Genomic DNA, 16,592 nt, shown 5'->3' with positions numbered 1-16,592 from the left:
AGATTATCTTCAAGAAGAAAACAATCTAGACTATGCACCAGTATTACGACCTTGATTTTGGGAAGAAGAAAATGAAGTACGATTGGATCCTGTTTGACGCTGACGAAACCTTATTCCACTTTGATGCTTTCAAAGGTTTGCAGCTTATGTTTTCTCGCAAAGGCGTAGATTTTACTGAACAAGATTTTGCTCATTACCAAACCGTAAATAAACCGCTTTGGGTGGATTACCAAGATGGCAAAGTAACGGCAGATGAGCTAAAACATAACCGCTTTACCGAGTGGGCTGAGAAGTTGAATACCACAACAGCAGATCTCAATAGCGCATTTTTAGAAGCAATGGCCGATATTTGCAGCTTGTTGCCAGGTGCAAAAGAGCTGATGGAAGCGCTGCAAGGCAAAGCTAAAATGGGCATTATCACCAACGGTTTTACAGAGTTGCAAGCAATTCGCCTTGAGCGCACAGGGATGACTGAGTACTTCGATAAAGTGGTGATCTCTGAACAAGTGGGCGTCGCAAAACCGGACTTAGGCATTTTTGAATACGCGATGCAGCAAATGGGCAACCCATGCAAAACGCGCGTACTGATGGTGGGTGACAACCTGCATTCCGATATTCTTGGTGGCAATAACTTTGGTATTGAAACTTGCTGGTTAAATACCACAGGCGCAAGTGTCGATGAGCGTATCGCACCAAATTACACTGTTGAGTCTTTGAGTGAACTAAAGAACATTTTGGTGGCGTAACCGAATCGGGTATTATTCCGCAGTAACCCTCAGAAAAATCAAGGAATAACCATGCCAGACATCAAACAGCTAGACAGCAAAGTCGTTTACCAGAATAAGTGGATGACGGTGCGTGAGGACAAAATTTTACGTCCGAGCGGCGCAGAGGGCATCTATGGTGTGGTCGACAAACCTGATTGTGCTGCGATTCTGGCTATCGATAATGGGATGATTCACTTGGTTCAGCAGTACCGTTACACCGTAGGTCAACGTTGCTGGGAGATCCCACAAGGGGCGTGGGAATCAAACCCAGATGCGGATCATCTTGAGCTTGCCAAAGGTGAGCTACGTGAAGAAACGGGCATGCAGGCGAGCGCCATGGCGTATGTCGGCGCGCAGTTTATCGCATACGGCTTTTTGAATCAGACATGTCACGTCTACTTCGCCAGTGATTTAACGGACGTGGGCAATCAACTCGACAGTGAAGAAGAGGATTTGATCACGCGCGCTTTTTCTGTTGAGGAGTTCGAACAAATGATGATCGACGGCACGATCAAAGATTGTGTCACTATCGCGGCTTATGGTTTGGCGAAGCTGAAGAAATTCATTTAATGATAATTTTTAATGAAAACAGCGGCCTAGTGCCGCTGTTTTTAGTTTGGGAGAGCTCGTTGAGCCATCGCTTACTCGTCGATTTTCTTACCTAAAATTTCTACTTTTGCTTTCTTGGTCACCCCCGCGACTTGCAGCGCTGTGCTGCCAACCGATTCATAGTTCAACTCGATCTTGTCTAATTTCGCGTTATCTTTCGTTGGTAGGCTTAAGCTTCTTGATGACATGCCTTTAGTCAGAACACCTAAACTGTCGAACGTCTTTTCCTGACCATCTTTCATGATCACTTTAACGCTTTTCAGATCGACCGTACCTTGCGTACATTTGATTTTGATGTGGCTGAAACGAGCGTTAGCAAATGGGGACAGTGGATTGACTGTGTCGGTTTCCGATTTAAAACTGACGGTTTTATCTGCAATCTTGTCCCAATCGTTGTCTCCAGCAACCGATTGGAAAGAGGCTACAGCCGCTAAAAGACAGAGTGCGATGGTGTTGAACAGTTTCATAGCTTTTCCTTACCTTAGGTTTAGATATTCTGTTTAATCAGTTCGATGACGTGTGTGACTTCGTCTTGAGTTAAAGCCCCTTCTTTCACGAATAAAATTTCGCCTTGTTTATTTTGTACGATAATCGCAGAACTTTCTTGCTGTAGATCCCAAGTCGTTGCTAATACGCCATTTTTGTCCAACACCATGGAAGACCAAGAGAATGTCTTTTTGCTGTCCTCTGCCGACGATTTTACAAATGTACCGGTTCCCCATATGGCGTCTTCTTGGTTGATCACGGTTGTGGTCTGATACTGATCTTCAGGAAAGTGAGCGGCAGTGATTGCTGACATCAGCGGCGCGTTCATCTCTTTGGCTTTACTACGACCTGCAATGGCTTGTATCACACGGACTTTGCCTAACATCTGCTGAGTTGCCCAAGGTTTATAAGACACATCGTCTCCTTGCAGCGTCATTTCGCCATAGGTATCAATGCTGACGGAAGGGGTGGTTTGACCGACAGAAAGGCTATGAGAGAAGGCGAGTGTCGGGGCGAGAGCGAGTAAGAATGACAGAACAGATGGCGTTTTCATTGGGGGTTCCTGTAACGAAGTGAGGTTAGAGCAAATTAAATTAAGGGGCAAATACGATGCCCCTTATCGGATGTGGCGATTAGTTAGAAAGTACAACGCGCGCATTTAGCGGTTGCAGCGGACGATTGTTTTGTCCCATGACTTCCATCAGTTTCGCGGCTTGATCTTTGGATAAGGTTTGAGTGTCTTTAAGCACAAACCAGCGCACACCTTCTGAACATGGTGGTGTGGTTAAAGAGCCGTTAAATCGATAGTAGTTTGCAGTTTTTGGCAGTAAGTCGTTAATCTCAAACGTATCTTTTAAGAACGTGGTTTGATTCTCTTGTGGGATTGCGTTGATCAGTTTAGACAGCGCTGCGTTTTGATCGCCAGCATCAAACATCACCGAAATTACCGCCAACTCGCCGTCTGCGTTGGCGTGTACAAAGTGCGCTTCAAGTGGATATTGGCGGCCTTTGATTTGGTTTTCTGATGGTGTGTGGAAATGGAACTGTTGCAGCTCGAACGTTTCGCCATCGATGGTGAAGCTGTTACGTCCGTTCACTTGCGCTTGCAGCGTATGACCATTATTGGTTAAACCAATGACCTGACCAGTGTACGAAAGGTTCAATGCTTCCAGTTTTGCATCGGCAGGGTTGTCGATGTTGATTGGGCTTTGGTTTTTTGTGGTAGCACAGTCTTTGGCGATTTCTCCCCAGTGCTCTGGCCCGTGTTTGTCATTGCCATAGCCCCATTCCGAAGCCTGAGCAGCGCTTAGAGTGAGAAGTGAGAGTGAAAAAGCAAGTAGTGTTTTCTTCATAATAATGTCTCTGTTCGGTCGCTTCGATAAGCGTTGTTACAAGGCAATGACCTAGAGGTTTGATCACTGCCTGACAAATTAGAAACGGTGGCTGAGTTGGGCACCAATTAGGAACGCATTTGAATGGGTCACGCCTGTCACCATCGGTGCAGGAACACCTTCATACGCGCACTCTTCTACGTTGACATCTTCACCAATCAAGTACGTCATGCCGATGTCAACCGTGGTATCTGATGACCATTGGTAAGAGGCACCCGCAGATAACCAGTGACGGTTCGAATCTGGGATAGAAAGCGAAGTCAGCTCATCGACAGGTGTTTTGTCGAACATGTAACCCGTGCGAAGTGTCCAACGTTCATTGGCGTACCAAGTCGCACCGATGGAGTAGTGTTCGGAGTCTTGCCACTGAAAATCTTTTAGCAACTGATCATCAGCTTTCAAGCTGTCAAATGCTGACCAACCAATCCACTGCACAGAATAGTGCAGGGCAAATTTAGGTAAGACGCGGTGATAACCGGAAAACTCCGCAATATCCGGTAGCGGCATAGCAAGTGAGTCGTACGATTCGCCAGCAAAGTGGATGTCGCCCTTGGCATCAATGTTAGGGCTGTGCTTGTAGCTTAAACCTAAGCGATGACGTTCGTTAAACTCGTACATCATGCCAATATTCGCACCAAGCCCAATGCCGCCAGCTTCCACATCAAGTGCGTTGCCTTTTACGGATCCACAGCGTTGTTCTAGTTCGTTTCCAAGTATGTTCCCACCAACGCAAACACCCACGTCCATATCGCGGTACAGCTCACCAGAGCCGTAAATCACATCAATACCACCACCGATACTAAAACGGTCGTTCACCTTGTATGCCAAGCTTGCGCCAAGGTTGACACTCGCTACGCTGGTGACACCGCCAAAAACAGGTGCGCCATAGTTTGGTTTAAACTCCATGTCGGTTCCGAAGTTGGAGTATGCCGATAAGCCTAGATACCAGTCGTCGTTGATAGGGTGAATAAAGTAAAAATTGGGTACAACGGCTGGTTGACCAACGCCATCGACGTCATCAATGTCGGTCACGGTTTGAGAGAAGGACGGGGTAATGTCAACTTGAGGGGACGGAGCAAAACCGCCCATACCAACATTGACATCCGCATTAATATTAGCTCGATGATATTGCGCATTTTTTACGGTAACGTCAGGTTTGACGTAAGTGACACCGAACGATAAGGCACTTTGTTTAAACAGCGTCATCGCTGCGGCGTTGCGGCTGACTACAGACGCATTATCACCAATGACGGCATCACCAGCAAAAGCACGACCAAGACCCGTCGCAGAATGTTCGTTAATTTGAAAACCACCGGCATACGCCGTCGAGGAGGCTAAACCGATTAATAAATAAATCGGTGAAAGAGTTAATTGTCGCTGCATTTTTTTCTCATGAATTAATTAGAAGTTGTATTGCAACGAAAATTAGTAAAATAAACAAATCTGACCAGTGTATTTAGGAGTAAAACTAACAGTGTGCTGACAATAAGTAAATTTAACTTAATAAATATTTATTGTTGAATTTATTAATTCTTCATGGCGTGAATATAGTAGTTATTTTACGTGTAAATTAAATCCTGAACCTCTATTTTTATTTTTTTCGGTATTACTTCTCTATTTTTATTGTGCTGACTGTTCCCTAACAAATAGAGGGAAATCCAGCGATAAAGTGTCCGTGATGGAAACTCTGAGTCATTTGTATTTCCATTGCATCCCAACGTTGGTAGTTCGAATCAGCAAGAGAACTATCGTTTTAAACCCACATGACACACTCCTTTCAGTCTTACCTGTGTTATGTGGGTATTTTTTATTTAACTTGCCACTTAACTCCTCTTTAAATTCAATAATCAAAATGACCATAATGAAATTTAAATGGATGGCATATTGAATAATTTTTATTTTACTGGTTTGTTGGTATTTAAAAGTTTTGTTTATAATACTTATAACTTAAAATTTTGTATTTCAATTATTGTTCATCTATATTTAAATATAAAATAGACTCATGTATATGAAAACAAAATGGCCACGAAATATCGTGGCCATTTTAATCATCAAAGTATTTATGATGATTAAGAATTTAACCTATAAGAAAGTCTTATTAAAAGCGAAACTCTTCTAAGTTATTGCTGCTTTCCAACATTTTTTCAGCAACATAACGATGCGTGGCTGTGGTTGGGTGAGTCACATCCCAGAACACAAACTTATCTGCGCCAGATGCCGCACACTCAGAACGTAATGAGTGAGTGTACATGTAATCCACAGAAGATGAGCGGTTGATGTCCAGACAAGGATCACTTGCATTCACGAACCCGTGTTCTTCTGGTGCCGAGGTTAACGTCTCAAACAGCGCGTGCGTATCAAACAATGAAATGTTGTAACCTTGAGCTTTATAGTACATCGCTTGTGCTTTGATGAACTCGTTCATTTTCAATACTTTCGCGCGAATCGTTTCAATTTCTTCCTGCGTTGAGTATTTGAACTGTGGTGCTTTGGTTGCGTCTGGCAGTGTCATCAACATGAAGTTCTTCGCGCCCGCGTCTGTTAGACGAATCAGAGCTTCAGCGTAATCCGCTTTTACTTCCGGCACGCTACGGTTGTAGTTCATGAAATCATTTAAACCAAACTCCAACGTAAACAATGTGTTTGCTGGGTTGTAGTTTTTCGCCAGTTTTGTGTAGGTCAAGTAAGAAGAAACTTGTTCGCCGACACCTGTTAGCGCAATGTATTGGTTCTCACCTGCTGCGCCGCCAACTGCCCAGTTATAAAGCGGTAAGTTTTTGGCTTTAGCAACGTATTCCGTCCAAACAAAACCGTTCGAGAAGTGACCTAAGAACCAGCTGTTTGGGTTAGGGAAGCGCCATTGGGAAGCGTTAAAGATGTTGCCTGTATCAGACAAGCTGTCGCCCAAAGCCACTACTTTGTTGATTTGATCTGGTTGCATTGCAGCATCATTGCTCCAGATCGTGTGGTTATAAGAATAGCGATTGTCAGCAGCAAAAAACGTAATGTCTGCGTTCTCGTTCGCCAGATCTAGTGTTTCTTCACAGCGCTGGCGAATCACGTTTTGTGAAGTGTTGGTGTAGAACATGTTTTTAAATGAAACAGAGCTCCACCAATAACCGTCGATAGTGAAGTCACTACCATCTTGGTTTTTTGCCCATTTCCAGTCGGTAGCCGCATCATCCTTAGAGTGGCTCGTACGATACCAGCAGCGAACGTAAGTATAGGTTTGATTTTCTTGCGTGCTGACCACTTCAGACGCAGAAACCATTTCTGGTGATAATGTTGGCTCCTCTGCAACGGCAGAGGCAAGCGGAAGTAATGCAGTTAATAGTGTGATTGTTTTTTTCATCATTCACTCTTCTTGTAATGGTTATGGTTCCGAATACGTGAATACGCTCGGCTATAACAGTATTTAGATGAGAATTTTTCTCACTAAACCTTCTAATTCTGAGTAAATACTCAAGACAGTCAACAACTAAATATTCAATATTTCAGTTTTGGCACCACAGTCAAAAAATCCATTCAGCATAGCAATCGATTAAATGTGTATTATTTAGAATAATTACTCACTAACATTAATTTAACATGCACTTTTTGTTAATTAAGTGATTGCTTTATAAGGTTTTGTTTATACTTTTTGATGTTAACTAAAAATGTTTATTGAATGATCTTTTGTACAAAGTTGTATATTCATGAAACAAATTGTTTGGCATTTTTGGCCTATAAACTATAGCTGAAGCTCTCATGCGAACATCATGGTGATGACTTTTCATGAGAATATAGTGAATAAAAATTAGCTCAAATAAGGAATAGGGCAAATGCACTACACAACAAGTAAAAAACAAGGCTTATTTTCGTTGTCTGCCGTAGCGATAGCACTGACCACTTCTATGTCAGCGTTTGCGGCTCCACCAATGGGATTTGATGAATCTAAGTTACCGACGAAGTACATCGTCAAATTCAAAGAAGATGCAGTCAGCCGATCTTCAATGGGTGGTAACTCTTTTTGGGGACCACGAATCGCGCAGGAGTCTGTTTTAGAACAGGTGAAGGCACGTAAGGTGGAAAAACTAGGTAATCGCGCCATTTACAGCGTTGAGTTGGATGGTGATGACTTAGAACCACTTCGTAATCGCAGTGATGTGGAATATGTCGAAGTCGATCCGCCTCGCTATTTGCTCAGCGAAACTACCCCGTGGGGTTATGAAGCGGTTAATGCTCAACAGTTAGATGACTTCAATGCTGGTAATCGTACTGTATGTATTATCGATTCAGGGTACGACATCTCGCACAACGACCTAAGCGGTAACCGTGTTGCAGGTACCAACGATAGTGGTACAGGATCATGGAGCGATCCGGGTAATAATAACGCCCACGGTACTCACGTAGCAGGTACTATCGCAGCGATTGCCAACACCGAAGGTGTGAAGGGTGTGATGCCAAACCAGAATGTGAATTTGCACATCGTGAAAGTATTTAACGAATCAGGTTGGGGTTACTCATCTGGGCTTGTTAAAGCGATCCAAACGTGTGCAGATAATGGTGCCAACGTTGTGAACATGAGTCTTGGTGGTAGTCAATCAAGCCGAACTGAGCAAAATGCACTGCAAAACATTTACGATCAAGGCGTTCTGCTAATCGCCGCAGCTGGTAATGACGGTAACACCGCACACAGCTACCCAGCTTCTTACGATTCAGTTATGTCTGTTGCTGCTGTAGATAACCAAAATGATCATGCGGCGTTCTCGCAATCTACTGATCAAGTTGAGATCTCTGGCCCAGGTGTGGCGATCTTATCAACGGTTACGGTAGGCGAAGGTAAACTTTCTGATATTACCTTGAATGGCGTAAGCCAATTTGATCGCGGCATTGTCCCTCACAATCGTTTGATCAATAACGGTTCTTCGTATGTTCCGGATCCAATCGCTGGTTCAGTAACAGCAATGCTAGATAGTTGTGATGTATCTGGCGGTAACTTTAACTGTGGTGATATGTCGGGCAAAATTTGTTTGACTGAGCGTATTGGCAACCAGTCTTCAGGTAACTACCCAGAAGTGGATGCAGTTCAGGCTTGTTACAATGCGGGTGCGCGAGCTGCAATCGTATACAGCAACTCTGAACTACCTGGTTTACAAAACCCATTCTTGGTAGACACAAACAACGCTTATCGTATGGTTTCGGTAACGGTTGATCGTGCATTTGGTCAAGAGCTGTTGGGGTATGTTGGTCAAGAAATTACGGTTTCAACCACCTCTGGTGAAGATTACGAGTACTACAATGGTACATCGATGGCAACACCTCATGTAACTGGCGTAGCAGGCTTGGTGTGGAGTTACCACCCAACGTGTACAGCAGCGCAAGTACGTAATGCCCTAGTTCAAACGGCAACAGACATTGATGTCGCTGGACGAGACAACCGCACAGGTCACGGCCTAGTGAATGCGGAAGCAGCGAAACTGTTCTTGGATGCGGGCTGTAACGGTCCTGACGGTGGCGGTAGCTCTTCGGACTCTAGCTTCTCAAACACCAGCCCTGTTGCGATTCCTGACAACAAATCTTCTGGTGCAATCAGCGCTGTAGATGTCGATCGCTCTGGTGATTCAGGTACAGTAAGTATTGACGTTGATATTAGCCACACTTACATCGGTGACCTACGAGTGACGCTAACTTCACCGACTGGTGGAGAAGTCGTGCTTCACGATAATACTGGCGGCAGTGCTAACGATATCAAAGCCACTTTCCAAGCGGATTTCTCTGGTTTTGAATCACAAGGTTCTTGGGAACTAAAAGCGGTAGACAGTGCCAGAAGAGACACAGGCACAATCAACAGTTGGACTCTGACTTTTCAATAAGGAGTGGCTATGAAGAAGTTGACCTTACTTTCTTTGTCTGCGGTGAGTGCTACCGCACTATTGGCAATCGGACTAAGCTCGGCCAGCTTGGCGAACAATCAAGGATTTCCGCTCGTGGATGAACGTTCTGAACAAGCTGAGCAACAACCTACGCGTTACTTTGTTAAGTATCACAAAGGGAAAGAGAGCGAAGTGAGAGCGCTTCTTCGTCAACATAACCTTAAAGTGGTTGATGCGTTGGTGAAGCAACAGGTACTGGTGGTGAGCGGCGAACAAGCGGACGTCGATAAGCTATCTGGTAATGAATCCGTTGAATACACCGAGCAAGAACCAACGAGAAAGTTGTTGTCTCAATAAGATAGCCTCAATATGAAAAACGCCCCTCACGTGAGGGGCGTTTTGTTTGAGTGCTTTCCTGCTAGAGCCTTTGAGAGATGAATGCCGACGAGCCTAATTCTGCATTCATAAGAATAAAAGCTTAGCGCACAATCAGGCCAAGTAGGATACCTACAATGCCGAAGTCAGCATCACTGAATGTTGTGTTTGCAAAGCCAAGATCACCCAGTACTGGCATTAGGAAGACAGGTAGGAAAGTAATCAGTAGACCTTGTGCAAACGCACCTAGAATTGCGCCGCGACGACCGCCTGTAGCATTACCAAATACACCTGCCGCAGCACCCACAAAGAAGTGTGGAACGACACCTGGGATAATCACAGTAAGCCCCATCACGTACAGCAGGAACATGCCCACTAGACCGGCTGCAAAGCTAGATAGGAAGCCCACCAATACCGCATTTGGTGCGTATGGGAACACAACCGGACAATCCAGTGCAGGTTTTGCGTTTGGAACCAGTTTGTCTGAGATGCCTTTAAATGCAGGAACGATTTCTGCGATAACCATACGTACACCTTGCAGGATAACGTACACACCACCTGCAAATGTGATGGATTGCATTAGCGCAAACATAGACCAATGTTTACCGCCACTGACTTCACGGACAAAATCACCGCCAGCGAACAAACACGTCACCACAAAGATGATGCCCATGGTGAACGAGATCGCCACTGGTGTATCACGTAGGAACAGCAAGCTTTTAGGGACATTCATCTCTTCAGTAGAGTGTTCTTTGTTACCGAACTTGCTGCCAATAAAGCCAGCTAGCACGTAAGAAAGGGTAGAGAAGTGACCAATCGCAACGTCGTCAGAACCTGTAACTTGCTTCATGTACTTGTGAGCGATCGCAGGGAAGAACACCATTACAGAACCCACAACCACAGAGCCAAGCGCGATCAGTGGAACGCCTTTCATGCCGCTAGATGCCAGAATCGCTGCTACCATCATCGACATAAATAGTGTGTGGTGACCGGTTAGGAAGATGAATTTCCATGGCGTGAAGCGAGCGATCAAGATGTTCACTAACATACCGAAGAACATGATCATCGCCATCTCTTTACCAAACGCTTCTTGCGCGATAGAGACGATAGCTTCGTTGTTTGGAACCACGCCTGTAATGCCAAATGCGTGTTGGAAAATCGTCGCGAAGTCGCCTAGCGAGCTCACAACTAAGCCTGCACCTGCGCCAAGCACGATGAAACCAAGAATGGTTTTTACCGTGCCTTTAATGCACTCGGTGACTGGTTTTTTCTGGGCAATTAAGCCGATTAGGGCGATTAGACCGACCAGAACCGCTGGCTCTGATAGGACATCGTTCATTAAGAAACTGAAGAATTCCATAACGCCACCTTATAGAGCGCCAAGCTCTTGAAGTGCCACAGATAAACGCTCTTTCATTGCGACTTTGTCGACCATGTTATCAAGCGCTACGATGCGTGGTTCAACGCCAAGTGCATTCAACTGTTCAACGATGTCGTTAGTACCGATGAAGATGTCACAATCCGTACCTTTTGCAGAGCCTAGATCGATATGATCCACTTCTGCGTTTACATTCAATTCTTTCACGATGCCTTTGATGCTCATTTCCATCATTAGGCTAGTACCAAGACCGTGACCGCAAACAACCATAATTTTCATAATTCAGACCTTTTCTTTTTTATAGGGGGTATACCCATTTGTTAATGGGGTATGTCAGGAGTAAAACTTAGTATTTGTCGATGATCGCAAGAACATCTTCTTTGCTTTGAGCGTTGCAGATGGCCTCTACATGCTCTTCATTCATAAACAATTCCGCCAGTTTCGAAATCGCATCAACGTGGCTATTACTGTCCGTTGCCGCTAGCGTGACCAGCATTTTTACTGGGTCATTTTCTTCAGAGTTAAAATTGACGCCGGTTTGGATCACCGTGATCGCCAGTGACAAACGGTTAACGCCATCTTCAGGGCGAGCGTGTGGCATCGCCATGCCAGGACCTACCACGTAGTAAGGGCCAAGCTCTTCGTGCGAGCGGTAAATTGCTTCAACGTAACTTGGTTCTATCGCGCCATTTTCAATCAAAGCTTCACAAGATTTGCTGATCGCATCTTTCCAGTCGGTTGCGTCAGAATGGATGCGAATGACATCAGAGGTAATCAGTTCACGTAGCATTGGAATATTTCCGATTTGTTGTTTTGTTGCTGCGTACTTTATCGATCAATTTGCCAGAAAAACCTGAGAGTGATCACAAATGGTAGCGCTATCTGATAGCGCTACCATTAATTGTGATAGCGCTATCATTTTTATCAGGCATCGAAGTTTCATGTGCTGGTGTTCGAGTTCTAATGCGCTAATATCAAAACCATTAAAGCGCTGTGATAAGATGTCGCAGCTGAAATTAGAGAACATTAAATAAAAACAATGAGCGAACCTCGCAAACGAAGAAGTACCGGCAATGTCACTTTGGCTGATGTCGCCAAACAAGCAGGCGTAGGCACTATGACGGTGTCGCGAGCATTACGAACGCCCGAGCTAGTATCCGATAAGCTGAGAGAAAAAATTCAACAAGTGGTTGATGAGCTCGGCTATATCCCGAACAAAGCCGCAGGGGCACTCGCATCTGCAGAAAGTTATTCCATCGCTCTTATCATTCCGTCACTGTTTGAAAAAGCATGCGCGCATTTCTTACCAAGCTTCCAACAGGCGTTAAACAAAGCGGGTTATCAATTATTACTGGGTTACAGCGACTACTCGATTGAGCAAGAAGAAAAGTTGCTTTCGACCTTTTTAGAGAGCCGTCCTGCGGGCGTTGTACTGTTTGGAAGTGAGCATAGTCAGCGAACGCATCAACTGTTAGAGGCGTCAAATACGCCAGTGTTAGAGATTGCCGAACTGAACTCAAAGGCCAGTTATCTCAACATTGGCGTGGATCACTTCGAAGTGGGTAAGGCCTGCACCAGACACCTGATTGAACAAGGTTTTAAGAACGTTGGTTTTATTGGGGCGCGCGGGAATCACTCAACGTTGCAACGCCAGTTACACGGTTGGCAAAGTGCGATGATTGAAAACTATCTCACCCCAGATCATTTTCTAACGACTCATGAAGCGCCATCTTCACAATTGGGTGCGGAAGGGTTGGCGAAGTTATTGCTGCGCGATTCAAGCTTGAATGCTTTGGTGTGTAGCCATGAGGAGATAGCAATTGGTGCGCTCTTTGAGTGCCATCGCCGCGTGCTCAAAGTCCCGACCGACATTGCCATTATTTGCCTTGAAGGCTCTTCTATGGGGGAGCATGCTTACCCAAGTTTGACATCGGCAGAATTTGATTACGAGCGCATGGGCACCAAGGCGGCAGAAAAACTGTTGCATGCCATCAAAGGTGAGCCAGAAGAAAGACCAACCAGTATGGGCTTTAAGCTAAAACGCCGAGCGAGTACTGCGATCAACTAATTTGATTAGCGACAACCCGCGATACAAAAAACCTCTCAATGCTGAGAGGTTTTTTTATGCGTGATAACAGTGATTCTCGACTAAGGACGCTCACCTGCTGCTAGGCGACGTTCGATATCCGCAACCACTTCTGGGAAGTCAGCAATGGTGTCGATAAGGTAGTGCGGCGAGCTCTTTAGCAATTTTGCACGCGCTTTTTCACGAGCGGCATTAAGCGTTGCTTCGTCCGCAGCTTGGTATTCTTCAAACGTTAGACCCGCTTCGTTACCAGAAAGCAGCAAGCCAACGGTCCACATACCGGCGTTGTGACCTTCATCGATGCCCGGTGCTGCGTCATCCACTTTGATACACGCTTTAACGTCGGTTACATTCAGCTCAATTACGTTTTTCAGTGCCATAAATGGTGCTGGGCGACCACCTTGCGGTAGGTCATCCGTTGCTACTACGTAATCCGGTTGGTAGCCGTAATCCGCTGCAACTGGAATCAGTACGTCCATCACCTCACGCGGGTAACCCGAACAAGAACCGATCTTGATGCCTTTGTCTTTCAGACCGTTTACCACTTCAACTGCGTTGAGGATTGGTTCTGCGTGGTCAGCCACTTTTGCTTTTTGCAGAGGCATAAATGCCGCGTAGATAGTGTCGATGTCTTCGCTGGTCATTGAGCGACCAAACTTCTCATTCCAGCGCTTATCAACTGCAGGAATACGACCCACTGCTTGGATGTGGTCCCACTTACCAAGACCCATTGGTTCGCGCGCTTCTTCAAGGTCAATTTCAAAATCAAAGCCTTGTTTGAATGCTTCCACAAAGATGCTGGTTGGCGCAAAAGAGCCGAAATCGACGATAGTGCCAGCCCAGTCAAAGATCACTGCTTGAATTGGTGAGTTGCTCATGTTCAATCCTTTTTCTTGCTTGCCAGAGCGCTTGCCTACACGTAGGAACCGCGCTCTGGGTAAATTGGTTTTTGTTGAGGTCTATTGACCCTAAAAGTAGTTAAAGTCTTTACACACTTTGGCGATCGCTTCTTCGAAGATCGCCAACGCTTCTGTCAGTTGCTCGCGAGTGATGATCAGCGGTGGGCTGAGTTGAATCACGTTGCCTTGAGATACCTTGAAGCTCACGCCATTGTTGAGGCATTGGTACAACACAGCTTCCGCTTCGTCATACGCGCGTGCTTTGCTTTCGTGGTCGGTGACCAGTTCAATGCCCCACAACATGCCGATGCCACGAACATCACCAATCACAGGGTACTTGGCTTTCATCTCTAGCAGTTTTTCACGCATGAACTGGCTGTCGGCTTTGGCTTTATCTAGTAAGCCTTCTTGCTCAATGGCTTCCATGGTTGCCAGTGCTGCAGCACAACCGATAGGGCTTTTCTCATGAGTGTAATGACCCATGGAGATTTGCTCGGCAGTGTTGTATTTGTCTTTGGTTACCATGGCTGCGATAGGCACTAACCCTCCACCCAAGCCTTTTCCGATGCAGAGCATATCTGGCTCGATGTCGTAGGCTTGGTAGGTAAACCATTCGCCGCTGCGACCCATGCCGTTAGGAATGTCGTCTATGATCAGCATGACATTGTGTTTGTCACAGATTTCACGGATGCGTTTCCAGTAGGCTTTGCTCGGTACTTGTACGTCTGTATTACGAACCGCTTCTGCGATAAATGCGCCCACGCCGCCTTCTTTCTCAATCACGTATTCAAGGTAGTCGGCGTAATGCACATCGCTACCGTCCGCGACTGGGAAAGCGCCACGGTAAGACACCGCTGGTGGAATGCGCTCAACACCTGCCATTAATGGTCCCATGCCTTGACGGAAACACGCTTCACCACCCACTGAGATGGCATCTAGCGATGCACCGTGGAAGGAATCCCACAGAGACACCACCTTGTAGTTGCCCGTGATGTGGCGCGCTAGTTTAAGTGCCATGCCAACTGCAGATGTGCCACCCGGAGCAAACAACACGCGGTTCAATTCGCCGCCACAGATTTGGGTGAGTTTTTCGGCACATTCAATCGCGGTTTCGTTGGTAAAACGACGTGGTGAAAACGGCAGTTTGGCAATTTGCTCTTGCACACGTTTAATCACATGCAGATGACCATAGCCCAACTGGTGGACGTTATTGCCATGGAAGTCCATGTACTTTTTGCCCGTGGCATCTTGGATGTAGATGCCTTCTGCTGCTTCCAACGTATCTAAGCAAGGCGTCGACATGGCTTGATGAAGAAAGACCTCCGAATCACGCTTCAATAATGCTTGCGTGCGTTCGTCGTCCATCGACGAATTCCAAGCTTGGCGCGCCGGTGTCGTGTTGACATCGCCTTCGCTACGGAAATGAGTCGGTTTGATATTCTGAGTCATAACGCTCTCTTAATCAGAAGGCTGCTTTACGCAACTTGCCAATACATTGCTTTTTCAATCGCACCGATTAAGCGCTCGATATCTGCTGGGTAAACTTCACCAATGTTGCCGATACGGAAGCAATCTGCGTTCGATACCTTACCCGGATAAATCACAAAACCTTGCTCTTTTAAACGCGTATAGAACGTTTTGAACTGGTAATCACTGTGAGTCGGAGAGTAGAAAGAAGTGATGATTGGCGAGTGAAGGTCATCACTCAGTAGCGGTTCGAAACCAAGAGAGCGCATACCTGCAACCAGTGTTTTCTGGTTAGTTTGGTAACGGTTATGACGAGCCTCAATGCCGCCTTCTTGTTCCAGCTCTAGTAATGCTTGGTAGAAAGCGCGAACCGTGTGCGTAGGAGACGTGAAACGCCATTTGCCGTGGTTCACTTCCATGCAGTGCCACTGGTCGTAAAGGTCAAGGCTCAAAGAACGTGCCTGACCTTGGCACTTTTCGAGTTCCGTTTGTTTCGCAATCACAAAGCCAAAGCCCGGCACGCCTTGAATACATTTGTTTGCAGAGCTGATCATAAAATCGATACCAAGATCGGCGATGTCCATTGGAATCCCGCCGAAGCTCGACATGGCATCCAGAATCACCACTTTACCGTGCGCTTTTGCCGCAGAAGCAAATGCCTCAATTGGGTTAAGCATGCCAGTGGTTGTCTCACAGTGAACAATCGCCACGTGTGTGATAGCAGGATCCGATGCCAATGCAGTTTCCACCTCGTTCAAGTGTGGCTGTGATGTTTCGCCTGGGGAAACTACATGGCATGGAATATTTAGGTAATCAGCGATCTGAGCGATACGCGCACCGTAAGCACCGTTGTCGACTACCAACAACTTTCCATCTCTGCCAATGGCGCTGCCAATCGTAGCTTCTACTGATGCGGTGCCGCTACCTTGCATGAGCACGCTGGTGTAGCCGTCTTGCTCCGTCGCCAGTTTTACAAGCTTAGTGCGGATCACTTCTACAATGTCTTTGTTGTATTCATCATCCCAAGTACACCAGTCTTTTAGCATGGCTTCACGTACCGTTTCAGAAGTAGATAGAGGACCTGGAGTCAGTAGTAGGTATTCGTTTTTCATCTCGATTTCCATCAGAATAATTTAATTGGTCTACACCAGAATTTAAGTTCACTTTAGCAGGGATGAAAAAGGGTCGTAAATAGCCATTCAGTGAATTTCATAAAACTTTCATATCCAAAATTTCACCGATCAGTTGGTCGCCTATTTATCGATAATTTTCTCAAAAC

16 protein-coding genes are annotated in these 16,592 nt (G+C 45.8%); 5 read left to right on the top strand and 11 right to left on the bottom strand.

Annotated elements, in window-relative coordinates:
* Nucleotides 1-71 precede the first annotated feature (71 nt).
* Both yjjG and R2S67_RS13845 read left to right on the top strand, forming a co-directional pair.
* Nucleotides 72-746, top strand: a complete 675-nt coding sequence (gene yjjG, locus R2S67_RS13850; RefSeq protein WP_029800868.1) for a pyrimidine 5'-nucleotidase — start codon at nt 72-74, stop codon at nt 744-746.
* Nucleotides 747-797: 51 nt separating this feature from the next.
* A complete protein-coding gene (locus R2S67_RS13845) occupies nt 798-1,337 on the top strand; it encodes an NUDIX domain-containing protein (RefSeq protein ID WP_005393699.1) in 540 nt (179 codons plus the stop codon).
* Nucleotides 1,338-1,408: 71 nt separating this feature from the next.
* Here R2S67_RS13845 and R2S67_RS13840 read toward each other — a convergent pair whose 3' ends face one another.
* From R2S67_RS13840 to R2S67_RS13820, 5 genes are all read right to left on the bottom strand, one after another.
* A complete protein-coding gene (locus R2S67_RS13840; protein ID WP_005393700.1) occupies nt 1,409-1,843 on the bottom strand; it encodes a hypothetical protein in 435 nt (144 codons plus the stop codon).
* Nucleotides 1,844-1,863: 20 nt separating this feature from the next.
* Nucleotides 1,864-2,415, bottom strand: coding sequence for a YtfJ family protein (locus R2S67_RS13835; protein WP_317345107.1), 552 nt, complete (start codon nt 2,413-2,415; stop codon nt 1,864-1,866).
* 79 nt (nt 2,416-2,494) lie between these two features.
* On the bottom strand, nt 2,495-3,214 hold the full coding sequence (locus tag R2S67_RS13830; protein WP_104972244.1) for a carbonic anhydrase: 720 nt from the start codon (nt 3,212-3,214) through the stop codon (nt 2,495-2,497).
* Between the two features lie 78 nt (nt 3,215-3,292).
* Nucleotides 3,293-4,636, bottom strand: a complete 1,344-nt coding sequence (locus R2S67_RS13825) for an OmpP1/FadL family transporter (protein ID WP_317345105.1) — start codon at nt 4,634-4,636, stop codon at nt 3,293-3,295.
* Between the two features lie 715 nt (nt 4,637-5,351).
* The gene (locus tag R2S67_RS13820; RefSeq protein WP_005395362.1) at nt 5,352-6,608 is read right to left on the bottom strand and encodes a type 2 secretion system lipase; all 1,257 of its coding nucleotides are present in this window, start codon (nt 6,606-6,608) and stop codon (nt 5,352-5,354) included.
* Nucleotides 6,609-7,074: 466 nt separating this feature from the next.
* Here R2S67_RS13820 and R2S67_RS13815 point away from each other — a divergent pair, with 466 nt between their 5' ends.
* Nucleotides 7,075-9,108 (top strand): S8 family serine peptidase, encoded by a 2,034-nt coding sequence (locus R2S67_RS13815; RefSeq protein ID WP_006741281.1) that lies wholly within the window; start codon nt 7,075-7,077, stop codon nt 9,106-9,108.
* 9 nt (nt 9,109-9,117) lie between these two features.
* On the top strand, nt 9,118-9,465 hold the full coding sequence (locus R2S67_RS13810) for a hypothetical protein (RefSeq protein WP_005395359.1): 348 nt from the start codon (nt 9,118-9,120) through the stop codon (nt 9,463-9,465).
* Nucleotides 9,466-9,586: 121 nt separating this feature from the next.
* Here the strand turns inward: R2S67_RS13810 and R2S67_RS13805 are convergent, their stop codons facing one another.
* The 3 genes from R2S67_RS13805 to R2S67_RS13795 form a co-directional block, all read right to left on the bottom strand.
* A complete protein-coding gene (locus R2S67_RS13805) occupies nt 9,587-10,843 on the bottom strand; it encodes a PTS ascorbate transporter subunit IIC (RefSeq protein WP_047007992.1) in 1,257 nt (418 codons plus the stop codon).
* Nucleotides 10,844-10,852: 9 nt separating this feature from the next.
* Nucleotides 10,853-11,140: a PTS sugar transporter subunit IIB gene (locus tag R2S67_RS13800; RefSeq protein ID WP_005374080.1), complete on the bottom strand. Its 288-nt coding sequence runs from the start codon at nt 11,138-11,140 to the stop codon at nt 10,853-10,855.
* 67 nt (nt 11,141-11,207) lie between these two features.
* The gene (locus R2S67_RS13795) at nt 11,208-11,651 is read right to left on the bottom strand and encodes a PTS sugar transporter subunit IIA (RefSeq protein WP_317345090.1); all 444 of its coding nucleotides are present in this window, start codon (nt 11,649-11,651) and stop codon (nt 11,208-11,210) included.
* 249 nt (nt 11,652-11,900) lie between these two features.
* Here R2S67_RS13795 and R2S67_RS13790 point away from each other — a divergent pair, with 249 nt between their 5' ends.
* Nucleotides 11,901-12,929: a LacI family DNA-binding transcriptional regulator gene (locus R2S67_RS13790; RefSeq protein ID WP_317345088.1), complete on the top strand. Its 1,029-nt coding sequence runs from the start codon at nt 11,901-11,903 to the stop codon at nt 12,927-12,929.
* A gap of 80 nt (nt 12,930-13,009) precedes the next feature.
* Here R2S67_RS13790 and phnX read toward each other — a convergent pair whose 3' ends face one another.
* The 3 genes from phnX to phnW all read right to left on the bottom strand — a co-directional run bounded on the left by phnX (nt 13,010) and on the right by phnW (nt 16,425).
* Entirely contained in the window at nt 13,010-13,825 is an 816-nt protein-coding gene (gene phnX / locus R2S67_RS13785) for a phosphonoacetaldehyde hydrolase (RefSeq protein WP_317345086.1), read from the bottom strand.
* A 90-nt stretch (nt 13,826-13,915) separates the two neighbouring features.
* Complete coding sequence (locus R2S67_RS13780) at nt 13,916-15,295, bottom strand: aspartate aminotransferase family protein (protein ID WP_317345084.1); 1,380 nt, start codon at nt 15,293-15,295, stop codon at nt 13,916-13,918.
* A 26-nt stretch (nt 15,296-15,321) separates the two neighbouring features.
* A complete protein-coding gene (phnW, locus tag R2S67_RS13775) occupies nt 15,322-16,425 on the bottom strand; it encodes a 2-aminoethylphosphonate--pyruvate transaminase (RefSeq protein ID WP_317345082.1) in 1,104 nt (367 codons plus the stop codon).
* Nucleotides 16,426-16,592: the final 167 nt, after the last annotated feature.

The organism is Vibrio sp. T13N, from assembly GCF_032970445.1.
Classification (GTDB): Bacteria; Pseudomonadota; Gammaproteobacteria; order Enterobacterales; family Vibrionaceae; genus Vibrio; species Vibrio diabolicus.
Note: the sequence above shows the minus strand (reverse complement) of the source record. Positions and strands in the feature narration are given on the sequence as shown.